Raw genomic sequence first — 14,939 nt, forward strand, 5'->3', positions numbered from 1 at the left:
ACCCGGAATCCGGGGCGGGGCGGAGGCGTCGCTCGGCGCGGGGTGGGGGGATCAGCAGGCGCCGAGGTCCTTCCAGACACCCCATTCACCGGTGGTGCCCGGCGTCTCGTTCTGCGTCCACCACTGGGCCTTGTACGTGCGGCCGTTGTGGGCGACCTCGCTGCCGCCGGTGTAGACGGTGCCCGCGACGTACGCCGGGGTGGAGCCGCAGCCCGTGGGCGGGGTCGTCGGCGGCGTGGTCGGCGGGGTGGTCGGAGGCGTGGTCGGCGGGGTCGTGGGAGGCGTGGTCGGCGGGACCGTGGGGCCGCCCAGCGCGGTGTTGATCTGGTTCAGCAGCGTGATGTTGTTGTCCAGGCCGAGCAGGGAGTACATCATCGCGCCGGCCAGGCCGCGCTGCTTGCCGTAGTCCACCCGCGCCTGGATCGACTTCTGGTTCAGGCCGGTGAAGAACTCGCCGTCCTTGTAGAAGTACGAGGACTTCGACTGGTCGTCCCAGAAGGTGGTCGCCGGGTTGTCGACGATGCCGCCGAGCTCCTTGAAGTGCGCGATGCCGGCCTGCTGGCTCAGCGGACGGGCGCCCGAGCCGCCGGTGGCGCTCTGCGCGAGACCGTTGGTGGTGCCGGCGGGCACGCCCTTCCAGCCGCGGTAGTAGAACTCGTAGCCCAGCGTCAGCTTGTTCGCCGGGAAGCCGCCCGTGATGCCGTACGCCGGGTTGCCGTCGATCCAGGAGTCGATGGCGTTGTCGATCGAGTACTTCTCGGTGCCCGGCGCGATCGGGTCGGTCGGGTCGGCCGCGGACGGGTACAGCGGGGACTGGTGGTACGTCGGCCCGTCGCCGTCCCAGGCGCCGTGCATGTCGTACGTCATGATGTTGGCGTAGTCCAAGTACTGGCCGATCTTGTCGGTCTCGATGTACTTGATCTTGTCCTGGCCGGCCGGCAGGGCCGCGGTCAGCATGTACTTCTTGCCGCCGCCCGCCGCACCCTCGGCGTCGAGCTGCTTGCGGAACTCCGCCAGCAGGAGCGTGAAGTTGGCCTTGTCCTCGGGGCCGTAGTGGTTGCCCAGGTGGCCGCCGGAGGAGCCCGGGTACTCCCAGTCGATGTCGATGCCGTCGAAGATGCCGGCCGCGGTGCCGGGCCCGCCGAAGCCGCCCTCCACCGGGAGGTCGCCCTTGATGTACTGCTTGATGCAGGAGGCGACGAACTTCTTGCGGGAGGCGTCGGTCTTGGCCGCGTCGTGGAAGTACTTGGAGTACGTCCAGCCGCCCAGCGAGATGTTGATCTTCAGGTGGGGGTATTTGGCCTTCAGTTCCTTGAACTGGTTGAAGACGCCCACGATCGGCTGGTCCCACTTGTCGGCGACGCCGTCGACGCTGTCGGCCGCGCTGAAGGACTTCTGGTAATCGGCGTACGAGTCACCCGCGCCGTCACCGGCGTTCGGGTTGTTGTCGTCGCCGGCGGCCTTGTTCGCCTCGAAACACGTGAGCTCGGTGGGGTGGATGTTGCCGAACGAGTAGTTGATGATGTCCAGCTTGCCCGCGATGCCCCGGGTGTCGAGGTGCTTGGGATAGAAGGCGTTGCCGTACACGCTCCACTGGTCGTAGTACGCGATGCGCACCCCGCCCGCGGCGGCGGTCGTACCCGCGGTGGAGTCGGCGGCGGCGGCCGTGCCGAGACCCGCGAACGCGGCCAGCGCTCCGGCGGCGAGCGCGGCCGTGGCGGCGGCCGCGACAAGGGGTTTACGGATGTGCATGAACAGCCTCCGAATGTGGGAGGGGAGGATGTGACAGCCCGGGTGGAAGCAGTGATAGCGATCACGTGAACACCGCGTCAATGGTTTGCGCCAAATAAGGACTAGACCACTCGCGGCGTATTTTCCCAAGTCAGGGGCCTGACGTCACATCAGAAACCGCTCGCCACCCCTGGTGACGAGCGGGTTAAGGCTCCCTTGAGGAGGCCCGGCGCACGGTTTCGGCAACAAACCAGCCAAACCCCGTTCACGCGCGGCCGGCCGGGTCAGAGGGCGGCCGTCGGCATCCCGTACGCATCTGCGACGAGCTCGTACGACCGCAGCCGCGCCGCGCCGCTGTGCGCGTTGGTGGTCAGCATCAGCTCGTCCGCGCCCGTCCGCTTGGCCAGGTCGTCGAGCCCGGACCGGACCTCGTCGGGCGTGCCGTGCACGATCGTGGCGAGCCAGCCGTCCACGAACTCCCGCTCCAGCGGGGTGTACGGGTACGCCGCCGCTTCCTCGGGCGTCGGCACCAGCCCGGGGCGGCCCGACCGCAGCCGCAGCATCGACAGCGCGCCCGTGAGCACCTGGGCCCGTGCGGTGGCCGCGTCCTCGGCGGCGAGCGCGGCGACCCCGATGACGGCGTACGGCTCGTCCAGCACGGCGGAGGGGCGGAAGCTGTCCCGGTAGAGCTCCAGCGCCGGCACGGTGCCCGCCGCCGAGAAGTGGTGGGCGTACGCGAACGGCAGCCCGAGCTGCCCGGCCAGGCGCGCGCTGAACCCGGAGGAGCCCAGCAGCCACAGCGGGGGCCGGGCGGCCGGACCCTGCACCGGACCGGGGACGGCGTGCACGCGGGCGTAGGGGTGGCCGTCGGGGAAGTCGTCGTCGAGGAACCGGGTCAGCTCCGCGAGCTGGCGCGGGAACTCCTCGGCCGCCTCGTCCAGCCGGCCCGGCCCGCGCAGCGCGAGGGCGGTGCGCCCGTCGGTACCGGGGGCACGGCCGAGCCCGAGGTCGACGCGGCCCGGCGCCAGCGCCTCCAGGGTGCCGAACTGCTCGGCGACGGCGAGCGGCGCGTGGTTGGGCAGCATCACCCCGCCCGAGCCGAGCCGGATGCGGGAGGTGTGCGCGGCGAGGTGGGCCAGGATCACCGCCGGGGAGGAGCTGGCGACCCCGGGCATGGAGTGGTGCTCGGCGACCCAGTGGCGCTCGAAGCCACGGGACTCCGCCAGCCGCGCGAGGGCCACGCTGGTGCGCAGGGAGGCGTGGGCGGTGCTGCCGACGCCGACGGTGACCAGGTCCAGTACGGACAGCGGCACCGGCGCGGTGCCGCGGGCGGTGCCGCGGATCGGGTCGGCGGGGGTAGCGGAACCCTCGGTCCGGGGTTCGGAAGGCCCCTCGGTCCGGGGTACGGAAGGACCCTCGGTCCGGTGTGCGACGGGATCCTCGGCCCGGTGTTCGGAGGGACTCCCGGACCGGCGTTCGGAGGGGCTCTCGGTCTTTGGTTCGACGGGCCACCCGGTCTGGCGTTCGCCCCGCACCCCGGCGGCCGGCTCCTCCCGGCCCCCGACCCCGTCCCCGGCGTCACTCATCGTCGCTCCCCTCACATACCGCTCAGGTCAGTCCGCCCGTACGAAGGGATCGAACAGGCTGTGGCGGGCAGGCATTCCCGGCACACCGGGAGACTGCTCATGACCTTGGCATATGCCATGCGAGTGGCCACTGGCGAAGGGGCATGATTGAGCCATCAATCTCATCAACAGGCGCTCCACATGGGCCTCTTGATGGCTATCGTGGTAGGGCAAGCGGTAACAACCTGCTAGGGGGAAACCGTGGCGCTGAAGCCCGAGCCGACCGCGCCGTTCCACTCGGTGCAGTACGCCCTGCGCGTGCTGGAAACGATCGGACGGCACGCGGGCGGCGTGACCGACGTACAGATCGCCCGCGAGACCGGCCTGCCCGCCGTCCATCTCGCCCCCATGCTCCTCATGCTGCGCCGTGAGGGGTACGTCCTGCAGGTGTCGGACGGCGCGTACACGATAGGCGACTCGCTCGTCCTGCTCGGCTCGGGCATCGACCGCCAGCAGGCCCTGCACAACAAGCTGCAGGAGACCCTGGACCGGCTGCGGGACTCGGTGGGGGCCGCCGTCTACATCAGCCGGTACGTCGACGGCGAGGTCAAGATCACGCAGTTCGCGGACAGTCCGCGCACACCGAAGGTCCACGAGTGGGTCGACTTCCGCTCGGCGGCGCACGCGAGCGCCGTGGGCAAGTGCCTGCTGACGCAGCTCGACCAGAACGGGCGCCGCGACCACCTCTCCCGGCACAAGATCGCCCGTCTGACGTCGAAGACGATCGTCAACGAACGGATCCTGTTCTCGAAGCTGGACTCCCAGCCCGCCACGGTGCCGGTGCTGGACCTCCAGGAGTACGCGGTGGGGACGGTCTGCGCGGCGGTACCGATCACGGCCGGGGCCTCGGTCGGCTGCCTGGCCCTGTCGATGCCGGTCGAGCACGCGCACCGGCTGCGGGCCGCGGCGGACGCGCTGAACCGGAAGGCCGCGCCCCTGCTGCTGTCGCTGACGCTCTAGACGAGCCCCGGGCGCTGGGACCGCTGGAACCTCCGGAAACGCCTCAGGGCGGGTACCGGTGAACCGGTACCCGCCCTGAGCTTCAGGTGCGCCGCCAGGGACTCGAACCCCGGACCCGCTGATTAAGAGTCAGCTGCTCTAACCAACTGAGCTAGCGGCGCCTGCTGACAGAGAAAATACTACCTGGTCCCGAGGGGTGCTCGTGACCGCCACCCCGGGGCCGCCAAACGTGACCCCGGTCACCTCGGCCACTCCGGTCACTCTGGTCGCCCCGGCCGCGACAGGCCTAGCGGCCCAGCAGGTCCGCCCGCCCCTGCGCGGCGTACGCGGCGAGCAGCTCCGTCCGGTCCCGGCCGGTCAGCGGGCGGTACGCGGCGGACCCCGGCGGGCGCCACCAGACCGGGTCGGGGTGATCGGCGAAGCCGGCCCGGCGCAGGGCCACCCGGTGGATCTTGTTGGTCGCGGTGACCGGCAGGGCGGCGAGGACCCGTACGTAGCGCGGGGCCATCTTGGTGCCGAGGTCGGGCTGGGCCGCGAGGAAGGCGGTGAACGCCTCCGGGTCGAACGCGGCGGCGCCGTCACGCAGCGCGAGGGCCGCCATGACCTGGTCGCCCGCCCGCTCGTCGGGAACCGCGTAGACGGCGACGGCGCTCGCGGCGTCCCAGCGGGCCAGAATGTTCTCGATCACCGCGGCGGCGAGGTTCTCGCTGTCCACGCGCAGCCGGTCGTCCGTGCGGCCCGCGAAGTAGAGGAACCCCTCGGCGTCGCGGAAGAACAGGTCGCCGGTCCAGTACCAGCCGTCGCGGGTACGGGCGGCCTCCGCGCCGGGGTTGCGCCAGTAGCCCTCGAAGAGGCTGCGGCCCCGGTTGACCAGCTCGCCGATGGCCTCGGAACCGTTCAGCAGCCGGCCGTCGGCGTCCAGGCGGGCCGGCGGGCACTCCGCGCCGGTGGCGGGGTCGACGACGGCGAGGTCGTCCCCGGCGCCGGCCCGGCCGAGCGCCCCGGGCGGGGTGTCCGGGGTCCGCTGGACGGAGGCGCCGCCCTCCGTGGCGCCGTACCCCTCGACCAGCCGTACCCCGAACCGCTCCGCGAAGCGCGCCGCGTCCACGGCCCCGGCCTCGGTGCCGAAGCCGAGGCGCAGCGCGTGGTCGCGGTCCTCGGGGCGCGGCGGGGTGGCCAGCAGGTACTGGACGGCCCGGCCGACGTAGGTGAAGTAGGTCGCGCCGTACGCACGGACGTCGTCCAGGAACGCGGAGGCCGAGAAGCGCCGGCGCAGGGCGACGGAGGCGCCGGCCGCGAGGGCCGGGAGCCAGTCGGCGATGACGGCGTTGCCGTGGAACATCGGCATGCAGACGTAGTGGACGTCGTCCGGGCCGACGGAGAACCGGCGCGCCAGGGAGCTCCCGGCGGCGGCCAGCCGGCCCTGGGTGCAGATGGCGGCCTTGGGCGCGCCGGTGGAGCCCGAGGTGAAGTAGAGCAGCAGCCGGTCGGCGGGACCGGGGGCGCGGGCGGCGACGTCCTCGGGGCGGGCGCCGGCGTAGGGGGCGAGCAGGGCGGCGTACTCCTCGCCGAGCCCGGCGCCGTGCTCGCCTCCGTGCTCGCCGCCGCGCGCGGGGCTGTCGGTGACCAGGATCCGTACGCCGGGCAGGTCGAGCCCGGCGAGCAGCGGCAGGTGGGCCTGCTCGGTGACCAGCACGGCGCACTCGGTGTGCAGGATGTCGCGGGCGAGCTCGGGGCCGCGCCGGGTGGGGTTGATCCCGGCGACGGCGGCCCCGGCGAGGGCCGCCGCGCCGAGCCAGAACGGGAACTCGGGGGTGTTGTCGAGCAGCACCCCCACGTGCGGCTGCGCGCCCGGCGGCAGCAGGTCGCCCAGGAGCGCGGCGCGGGCGGCGGCCTCCTGGGCGGTCCGGTGGTGGCTGAGGACGGTGTCGCCGTACCGCAGCCCGGGCCGGTGGTCGCCCCATTGGCGCGTGATGAGCTCCGCGACGGTTCCGGGTGTGGTCCGCATGCGGCCGGAGGGTAGCTGACGATGAGTCAGAAATGAACGCCGGAGATCTGGACGCCGGAGATCTGGACGCCGGAGAACCGACCGCCGGAGAACCGACCGCCGGACCGGACGTCAGGACCCGACGTCAGGACCCGACGTCAGGACCGGACGTCAGAACTGGACGTCGGAGCAGGCGTAGAAGGCGTTGGCGGTGTCGTTGATGGTCCAGACGGCGAGGATCAGGTGGCGTCCGGTCTTGCCGCTGGGGAGCGCGCCCTGGTGGGAGAAGGTCATCGGCGGGCGGGCGCCGTTGTAGGCGATGGTCAGGAAGGGCTGGGACTCCAGGGAGGCGCGGGTGAGGGGCTTGGAGGGGTCCCAGCCGTTCTTGGTGACGTAGTACTTGAAGTCCGTGGTGGAGTGGTTGGCGGTGAACTGCCACCGGAAGGTGAAGTTCTGGCCACTGGTCAGCCGGGTGGTGGGCCATGCACCGGCACGGGGGTCGTCGAGCTCGGCGAACTGGCCGTTGCCGCCGGCGCATATCTTGCCGTCGGCGGGGCCGGCGGCCGGGAAGCCCTTGAGGCCCTCGACGCTCTGCGGCTCCCACTGGATCTGACCGCAGTTGGCGACAGTCCTGTTGGCACAGAGCTTCTGGCGGCTGATGGGGCTGTCGGTGTAGCCGTGACTGCTCGCGCTCGGCGCCATGAGGAGGGAGGCGCCGGCTATGAGACCGAGGCCGAGCGTGGCGGCGCCGGCCCGTCTGGCGGAGACGGTGCGGGTGTTACGCATGATGCTCCCTTGAACGTGGGGGGATGTCCGGTGAGCGTGGGGATGTGGGGATGACGGTTCCCCGGTGCGGCCGGCACCGGGGATCCAGGTCTAGACCAAGTCTCAGATTATTGACGCGAGTTGACGTTGTCCATACCAATCGCGGTGCGGGGTGGGGCGTACCGCTGGGCTATTCGGCGCGGCCGGTGTAGAAGGCGACGGTGAGGTCCTTGACCAGAGCCTTGCGCTCGTAGTCGTCGAGCTCGACCAGGCCCCGGGTGGTCAGCCGGTTGACGGTGTCGTCGACGGCGTCCACGACCGAGGTGAGCACGCTGTCGCGGTGCTTGGCGTCGATGGCGGCGACGCGGCGGCGCTGCATGGCGGCGGCGACCTCGGGCGCGTACTCGATCCGGGTGGGCTGGGCCGAGTACACCTCGATGCCGATGGCCTCGGTCTCGACGGCGAGCATCCGGGTCAGCGCGTCACCGACGGCCTCGGCGTCGCGGAGGGTGGGCGCGTCCTCGTGGAAGGCGTCGGCGGGCAGCTGGGAGAGCACGCGGGCCATGGCGGACTCGACCTGTTCGGCCAGGTACGCCGTGTGGTCGGCGACGGCGAAGGTGGCGCGGGCGGTGTCCTTGACCCTCCAGACCACCTGGACGACGACACGCAGGGCGAGGCCGCCCGCGTCGACGGCGGGCATGGGCTCGCTGCGCCAGTGGCGGATGCGTACGTCGACCCTGCGGCGCAGGAGCAACGGGCTGATCCAGAGCAGCCCGGCCCTGCGGACCGTGCCCCGGTAGCGCCCGAAGAGGGTGAGCACCCAGGCGTGGCCGACCTTGCCGCGGCCGAGACCGCCGAGGGCGAGCAGCGCGACGATGCCGAGGAAGGCGAGCGGGGGCCAGTGGTACGCCCGCAGCCCGGCGTACGGCCGGGGCTCGGCCCCGAACGCCGCCACCAGCTGGGCCGGCAGCACCCCGGCCCGCCACAGCACGCCCGCGCACCCGACGACCGCGACGAGCCCGACGAGCACCCCGGCCCACCCGGGCAGCACGGGCCCGCGCACCTCCCGCAACCGCGCGTCGCCGAGCGGCACACGGCGCGGGGGTACGGCGACGGGGCGCGCGGTCCGGGGCGCGGCGGGGGTGGGCGTGGGGGTGGGGGCGGTGTCGATCCGGTGCAGGGTTCCGGTGTCGGGGTCGGGGACGGTGTTCCGGTTCACCCCGGCCCGGCTGACGGCCTTCCCGGCGACGACGAACGAAGCCGCGGCCCCGGCGAGGGCGGCGGGACCACCGCCGAGCGAGGCGCCGGCGAGGCGAACCCTGCGGGTGCCGGGGGCGGGGTCGGGGTCGGGGGCTGGGGCGCCGTCCGGCGCGCCCTCGGACAGGGACACCGGGTGGGACCCGGTCCCCTCGGCGGTATCGGGGCGGGGTGGGGTGCTGGCGGGGGTCCCGTCGGCCGGGGCGGGGGTACCGTCCGCCAGGGCGGAGGTCGAAGCGGCGGATGCGGGAACACCGTCGGTCGAGGCCGGGGCGGGGGTGGACAGGTCCGGGGCGGACACGCCGACCGCCGTGCCTGGGTGGGCGGCGGCCGGGGCGGCCAGGTCAAGGGCGGGCGCGCCATCCGCCGGGGCCGGGTGGGCGGCGGCCGGGGTGGACAGGGCCAGATCGGGAACGCCGTCCGCCGGGGCCGGGGCCGGGGCGGGCAGGTCCAGGGTGGGAACGCTGCCCGTGGTGCCCGAGTGGGCGGCGGGGGCGGGGGGTTCGGCTGCCTCAGCCGGGGCGGAACCGGCCGGGGCGGGGGTTGCGGCCGCCGCTCCGTCGGGACGGGGTCCCACTCGGGGCGCGTCGTCGGCCGGGGCCACCGGAGGACGGGCCGGGCGGGGACCGTCGCCCTTCAGGTCCCGGCCTGTGGCGGCGGCGCCACGCGTGACGTCGGAGCGGGCAGGCACGCGTCGCGAGCCGTCGTCCGTCGTCCCCGTGCCGACTGCCGCATCCCCGGAGAGCGGGACCGCGGGGGCCGTGGCAGCGGGCCGGGAAGCCATGTGCGGTGCGCCGTCCGTGGGGGCCGGGCCGAGGGCCGACGGGGCCGAGGAGGCCGTGTCGGCGACAGGGCCGCGGAGAACGGCGGAGGCGGGTGCGGCAGCGGGGCCGGTGTGGGCCGCCGCCGGGGCGGGACCGGTGTCCGGGTGCCCGGCGAAGCCCAACGGGCGGACCGGCAGGGAGGTGTGCGCCGCGCCCTCGGCACGTGGCCGGCCGCCGGGGGCGGCGTCCGTCGCCTGCCCCACGAAGCCGTGTGCGACGGGGCCGGGGTCCGGCGCGGAGCCGTCGTACGACGGTTCCGCAGCGATGTCGGCGTCGACTCCGGAACCGGATACGTCCCTCGGCAAGGGTCCGGCGGACCGCACGGAGCCTGGCACGACGTGCGGTTCCGCGTCGGCGCGGACATCCGCCTCGGGTGCGGCACGGCGCTCCGCGTCCGACGCGGAGCGGGCCGCCGGGTGGGCGGCGTACGTGTCCCCGGGGAGGGTGCCACCGGTCAGTCCGTCGGCCGCGAGCGACCGCGACGCGTCACTGGCGTCCGGGCCGGACGGGGCCGTGCGTCCGGGTACGGAAGCGGCGGCCCAGCCGGTGGCGAACACCGGGTCGTCGGTGAACGCCCTCGTCGACGGCTTCCCGGCCCGTCGGCCGGCCGCCGCCGACTCCGCCGAGGACAGCGGCGAAGGGGCGCGCCCTTCGTCCGCCGAAGGGCGGGTGTCCGCGTATGCCGCCTGCGGGCCGTGGTCTCCTACCGGCCGCACGAACCGATCGGCCGCCGTCGACTCCGCGTCGGCGCGAGTGCCCGGACGGAGCCCGACCGCTGGGCCTGCCGCCGCCGATCCGCCGGACGCCCCCTCCAGACCGTCGGCGGCCACCGGCTCCGCCGGGGCCGAGGCGTGGGGTGCCGGGGACCCGGCGGGCCCGGCGGGCCACGCGGGGGCGGACGGGGTCTGCGGGAGGGGGCCCGACGGCTGTGGCGCGCGGGCTGCGGAGGGGCCCGAGAGAGGGGTCGCTGGGGACGGTGCAGCGGGCAGCGGCGGTCCCTGGGAGGCGGTCGGGGCCGGGAGCGGGTCGTCGACGGAGGCGGTGGGGCGCGCCGGGGCGCGGGGGACCGCGAATGGCAGGTCCGCCGGGACCTCCGTGACGAGGCTTCCGCCGACCGCCGTCAGCCGCGGCAGGTCCAGCGTGTCCACCTCGGCCATCGCGTGAGCCACGGCCTGCGCCACGGCCACCTCGACCCCGGGGGCGGGGATCCGCCCGTACTCCGCGGCCCGGGCCCCCGGCAGGTCCGCCTCGGGGACGGCCCAGGCCGGGACCACCCCGTACCCCGAGCTGACCGGTGCCGCGGGCGGCAGAGGCGGCGACAGCGGCGACAGCGGAGACAGCGGTGATGACAGGCGTGACGGGGTCAGCCGCAGGGTGCCCGTCGTGAACGTGGTGCGCGTGGGGTACATCGTTGCCTCCGTCATGCGAACAGCCGGCGCCAGGTTTCCGGGCCCGGGTAGCCGTCGGCCGAGGCGCCGCGCCAGCCCTGGGCGCGTTGGAAGGCCTCGACGTTGCGGCGGTCGGCCTCGGTCCAGCGGGCGCCCGGACCGGAGGTGTAGTGCGTACCGAAGCCCTTCTTGCGGAGCTGCCGCCCCAGCGCCTCGATCGAGGGGTGGCTGCTGCCCGGGCGGAAGACCCCCGCACCCGGGAACGCCGGGATCCGGTGCCCGGCGCCGGTGACGGGACGGGCGCCCGCGCCCGTGGCGGGACGGACACCGTTGCCCGTGGCGGGGCGGACACCGTTGCCCGTGGCGGGGCGGGCCGCGGCACCGCCTGTAGTCGGGCGGGCGCCAGTGCCCTTGACCGGACGAGCCGCAGCACCCGTAGCCGGGCGGACACCGTTGCCCTTGACCGGGCGGGCCGCGGCACCCGCAACCGGGCGGGCACCGTTACCCGTAGCCGGCCGGGCGCCGTTGGGCGTGGCCTGGGGCGGCGTGCCCGTGCGGATCGGGGTGATGTCCTTGCCCTGCTTCTGCACCAGCAGGCGCCAGGTGTGCTCGCCCGGGATGCCGTCCGCGTCCGCGCCGGTCCAGCCCTGCGCCTCCTGGAAGGCCTGCGTGGCCAGCCGGTCGGCGTCGCTCCACTTGGTACTGGCGCCCTTCGGGTAGAAGCGGCGGCCGCCCCGGTCGATCAGCATCCGGCCGAGCTGGGCGACGTACTCGTTGTCGGCGCCCGGCCCGAACTTCGCCGCCCCCGGGAACGTCTGCGAGATCGACCCCTGCGCGGCCGGCCCCGTCGGCGGTTGCGGCTGGGGCTGCGGCGTCGGCTGCGGCTGGGGTTGCGGCTGGGGCTCGACGCCGCCCGTCACGCCGGTGAAGCGGTACGGGAGGTACTTGGCCGAGTTCTTCCAGTACCCGTACGGCGTCGCCAGCTTCCGCGTGTTCGGCTTCGTCTGCTCGTACGCGATGTAGTGCGTCCGCGTGTCGTCCACCCACCCGCCGAAGATCACGACGTGCGAGCCCTTGTTGGGGTCGGCCGGGTTGTGGAAGAGCAGCATGTCACCGGGGAGCAGCTCATCCTTGGTGATCTTGGTGGCGAACTTGTCCAGGCTGCCGGTCCACTCGTTCGTACCAAGGTTCCACGCCATCGAGACGTAGCCGGAGCAGTCCTGCCGGTAGCCGTCCGTCCAGTACTTCTCCATGCTGTAGGGGACCTCGGCGTCCAGCCACAGCTTCGCCCGGTTGATGATCGTCGCCCGGTCGATCCGCTTCGCCGCCCCCGCCGCTCCCGCCTGCGGCCCGGGCCGGCCCGGCCGGCCGTGCAGCGGGGACCGCTTGCCCTGGGGCGAACCGGGCGGATCCTCGGCCTGCGGCGGGTCCGTCCGCGGTGGGTCGGTCCGCGGGGCTGCCGGGACGGCGTCCGGGGTCAGGGCAGCGGCCGTCCCCGCGCCGCCGATGCCGATGCCGGCGCCACCGCCGCCGCCCAGCACCACGCCGGCCGCCGTGGCCAGTACCAGCACGCGCCGGGCGCCGTGCGCGGCGGGGTGTCCGCCGTCCCGCAGCGCTATGGCCGGCGCCCGGCGGCGCTCGGCGCAGCCCTGGCAGGCGCAGTCGCCGGCAGGCTCGTACTCCTCGAAGACCGGAATCGGCATCTGCGGCTGTTGCATGCCCAACCCACTCCCCTGCTCGTCCACGTCTCGGTCTCGTCCCGGGCGGCAGCCGACAGCGCACATCTGGCGGGGCGTCAGATGTGGATCGACCGAGAGATATCGTGCACGAAAACCCCTCGAATATTCGTTAATCGGACAAGTCGGGCGTGGCTGGTCACGGGCACCGTGAAACGTGGGGTAGAGTTTTCTCTGTCAGCAGGCGCCGCTAGCTCAGTTGGTTAGAGCAGCTGACTCTTAATCAGCGGGTCCGGGGTTCGAGTCCCTGGCGGCGCACAGACGGAAGAAGCCCCTCGCGCAAGCGGGGGGCTTCTTCGTTGTTCAGGGAGGGACGTACCGGGACTGCCGGGACGTGCCGGCGGGGCTCAGACGTCGCGCGCGACGCCGCTTGTTCCCGTCAGGTACGCCGACACCACCACGTTCGCCGTGTACTGCTTGGCCACCTTGTCGTACGTCCCCCCGCACGTCACCAGGCGCAGCTCCGCCCGCCCCTTGACCCGCGGCCCGTACGCCTTGTGCGGGTCGAAGGCCTGCCGCTCGTAGACCTGCACGTCGTCGACGGTGAACTCGGCCACCGTCCCGTCGTCCCGTACGACGCGCACCTTGTCCCCCGGCCGGGCCGTGCTCAGCCCGTAGAAGACGGCCGGCTTGGACTCGGTGTCCACGTGCCCCACCAGCAGCGCGGTCCCGGCCGCGCCCGGCCGGGTGCCGTCGGACCACCAGCCCACGGTGCCCGGCCTGTCGTACGGCGGGGGGTCGATCGCGCCCTGCGCGTCCAGGCCGCGCGCGATCACCGGGGCCTGGATGCGCAGCGACGGTACGTCCAGGCGTCGCGGCAGGCCGGCGGCGGTCTGCGGGGTGTGCGCGGCGGGCAGGCCGACGACGTACGCCGATCCCCCGCCGCCCGGGTCCGGGGACGGCGCCTCGGTGATCTCCCGGCCCCACAGCCACAGCCCCAGCACGAGGACGGTCCAGGCGGCGGTGGTCAGCAGCCGGCCGCCGCCGCTGGCCCGGGGCTCGTCCGTCATCCGCGGGCCCCCTCGCTCACTCGGCGCTGCGGCGGCGCCGCATGGCCAGCGCCTTTCCGGCGACGGCGAGCGTGGCGACGGCCGCCAGTACGGCACCGATCACGGTGTGGGGCAGGCCGGGGCCGTCACTGTCGTGCTGCTTCTTCGCGGTCGACGCGGCGAGTTCGGCCGACATCCCGCCGCCGCCCGCGTGGACGGGCCAGACGGGCGTGGGGCGGTGATCGGGCCGGTGCTCGCCGTGGTGGTCGCCCTTCTGCCCGCTGCCGTGGTGGTCACCCTGGTGGCCGCCGCCGTGGCGGACGATCTGGATCGAGCCGGTCGCCTTGTCGTGCCGGCCGTCGCAGTTCACCCGGATGGTGTGCCAGCCCGGAGCGGCGTGTACGCGGATCTTCGCGTCGCCGAACAGCGGACTGCCGTGCCCCTCGCGGCCGAAGAGCTCGGCGTCGGCGACGAAGACCGGGGACTTTGCCCAGCCGCGACGGCCGTCGCAGCCGTGGACGCGCAGCTCGACCTCCTCCCCGGGGCGGGCGGTGGACGGGCTGACCGAGACCGTGCCCCGGTTGCCTTCGTCCGCCAGCGCGGCGGGAACGGTCACCGCGGAGACGGCCGTCAGGACGACCGCGGCGCCGGTGACACGGAGAGCGAGCAGAGCAGTGCGCATCGTGAACCTCCTCGTCCCAGAAGATTCACTCGCAGAGCGCCGCTCCGCATCCGGAGCGGCGCGCCGCTGATCCGTACGGGTTCAGAAGACCCCGCAGCCCGTCAGACCAGGTCGACGAGGTCCGCGATCGAGTCGACGATCTTGGTGGGGCGGAACGGGAACTTCTCGGTGTCCTCGACCGTGGTGAGACCGGTCAGCACGAGGAAGGTCTGCATGCCCGCCTCCAGACCCGCCAGCACGTCGGTGTCCATCCGGTCGCCGATCATGGCGCTGGACTCGGAGTGCGCGCCGATCGCGTTCAGGCCCGTCCGCATCATCAGCGGGTTCGGCTTGCCCGCGAAGTACGGCTTCTTGCCGGTCGCCTTGGTGATCAGCGCGGCGACGGCGCCGGTCGCCGGCAGCGGGCCCTCGGTGGAGGGGCCGGTCTCGTCGGGGTTGGTGCAGATGAAACGCGCGCCGGCGTTGATGAGGCGGACCGCCTTGGTCATGGCCTCGAAGCTGTACGTGCGGGTCTCGCCGAGGACGACGTAGTCCGGCTCGTGGTCGGTGAGCACGTAGCCGATGTCGTGCAGCGCGGTCGTCAGGCCGGCCTCGCCGATGACGTACGCGGTGCCGCCCGGGCGCTGGTCGTCGAGGAACTTCGCGGTGGCGAGGGCGGAGGTCCAGATGTTCTCGACGGGCACGTCCAGGCCCATACGGCTCAGCCGGGCCTGGAGGTCGCGCGGGGTGTAGATGGAGTTGTTCGTCAGCACCAGGAAGGGCTTGCCGGACTCGCGCAGCCGCTTGATGAAGGCGTCGGCTCCGGGAATCGGGGTGCCCTCGTGGATGAGGACCCCGTCCATGTCGGTGAGCCAGGATTCGATCGGCTTGCGCTCTGCCACGACTTCTCTCCGCTCTGCGGTGGCCTCTGACCTCTGGGGTCGGTTGGTCTCGACCACCCTATCGAGGTCCGGCGAACGGGTGACCCGGCGTCCGAACCGTGATCACGGGTCCCG

10 protein-coding genes and 2 tRNA genes are annotated in these 14,939 nt (G+C 73.6%); 2 read left to right on the forward strand and 10 right to left on the reverse strand.

Annotated features, from left to right (window positions below; all coding sequences use genetic code 11):
• Positions 1 to 51: 51 nt before the first annotated feature.
• Together ACIPXB_RS17690 and ACIPXB_RS17695 are read right to left on the reverse strand one after the other, a co-directional pair.
• Positions 52 to 1,752 (reverse strand): glycosyl hydrolase family 18 protein, encoded by a 1,701-nt coding sequence (locus ACIPXB_RS17690; RefSeq protein WP_401450476.1) that lies wholly within the window; start codon positions 1,750 to 1,752, stop codon positions 52 to 54.
• 263 nt (positions 1,753 to 2,015) lie between these two features.
• Positions 2,016 to 3,074 (reverse strand): LLM class flavin-dependent oxidoreductase, encoded by a 1,059-nt coding sequence (locus ACIPXB_RS17695; RefSeq protein WP_401450790.1) that lies wholly within the window; start codon positions 3,072 to 3,074, stop codon positions 2,016 to 2,018.
• 483 nt (positions 3,075 to 3,557) lie between these two features.
• On the opposite strand from ACIPXB_RS17695, the gene ACIPXB_RS17700 reads away from it, so the two are divergent.
• On the forward strand, positions 3,558 to 4,316 hold the full coding sequence (locus ACIPXB_RS17700; protein ID WP_401450478.1) for an IclR family transcriptional regulator: 759 nt from the start codon (positions 3,558 to 3,560) through the stop codon (positions 4,314 to 4,316).
• Between the two features lie 87 nt (positions 4,317 to 4,403).
• Here ACIPXB_RS17700 and ACIPXB_RS17705 read toward each other — a convergent pair.
• From ACIPXB_RS17705 to ACIPXB_RS17725, 5 genes are all read right to left on the reverse strand, one after another.
• Positions 4,404 to 4,477 (reverse strand) — tRNA-Lys (locus tag ACIPXB_RS17705).
• Between the two features lie 125 nt (positions 4,478 to 4,602).
• A complete protein-coding gene (locus tag ACIPXB_RS17710; protein ID WP_401450480.1) occupies positions 4,603 to 6,324 on the reverse strand; it encodes an AMP-binding protein in 1,722 nt (573 codons plus the stop codon).
• 150 nt (positions 6,325 to 6,474) lie between these two features.
• The gene (locus ACIPXB_RS17715; RefSeq protein ID WP_401450483.1) at positions 6,475 to 7,089 is read right to left on the reverse strand and encodes a lytic polysaccharide monooxygenase; all 615 of its coding nucleotides are present in this window, start codon (positions 7,087 to 7,089) and stop codon (positions 6,475 to 6,477) included.
• Positions 7,090 to 7,258: 169 nt separating this feature from the next.
• Positions 7,259 to 10,558 (reverse strand): SPFH domain-containing protein, encoded by a 3,300-nt coding sequence (locus ACIPXB_RS17720; RefSeq protein ID WP_401450486.1) that lies wholly within the window; start codon positions 10,556 to 10,558, stop codon positions 7,259 to 7,261.
• Positions 10,559 to 10,569: 11 nt separating this feature from the next.
• Positions 10,570 to 12,240 carry a peptidoglycan-binding protein gene (locus tag ACIPXB_RS17725; RefSeq protein WP_401450793.1) on the reverse strand — a complete coding sequence of 557 codons (1,671 nt, stop codon included), beginning with the start codon at positions 12,238 to 12,240 and terminating at the stop codon, positions 10,570 to 10,572.
• Positions 12,241 to 12,457: 217 nt separating this feature from the next.
• Here ACIPXB_RS17725 and ACIPXB_RS17730 point away from each other — a divergent pair.
• Positions 12,458 to 12,531 (forward strand) — tRNA-Lys (locus ACIPXB_RS17730).
• 89 nt (positions 12,532 to 12,620) lie between these two features.
• Here the strand turns inward: ACIPXB_RS17730 and ACIPXB_RS17735 are convergent.
• From ACIPXB_RS17735 to ACIPXB_RS17745, 3 genes are all read right to left on the reverse strand, one after another.
• Entirely contained in the window at positions 12,621 to 13,283 is a 663-nt protein-coding gene (locus ACIPXB_RS17735) for a class F sortase (RefSeq protein WP_401450488.1), read from the reverse strand.
• Positions 13,284 to 13,299: 16 nt separating this feature from the next.
• Complete coding sequence (locus ACIPXB_RS17740; protein ID WP_401450490.1) at positions 13,300 to 13,944, reverse strand: hypothetical protein; 645 nt, start codon at positions 13,942 to 13,944, stop codon at positions 13,300 to 13,302.
• Positions 13,945 to 14,045: 101 nt separating this feature from the next.
• Positions 14,046 to 14,825, reverse strand: a complete 780-nt coding sequence (locus ACIPXB_RS17745) for an HAD-IIA family hydrolase (RefSeq protein ID WP_401450493.1) — start codon at positions 14,823 to 14,825, stop codon at positions 14,046 to 14,048.
• Positions 14,826 to 14,939: the final 114 nt, after the last annotated feature.

The sequence above is a fragment of the Streptomyces sp. NPDC090022 genome (assembly GCF_044748145.1).
In the GTDB taxonomy this organism is placed as follows: domain Bacteria; phylum Actinomycetota; class Actinomycetes; order Streptomycetales; family Streptomycetaceae; genus Streptomyces.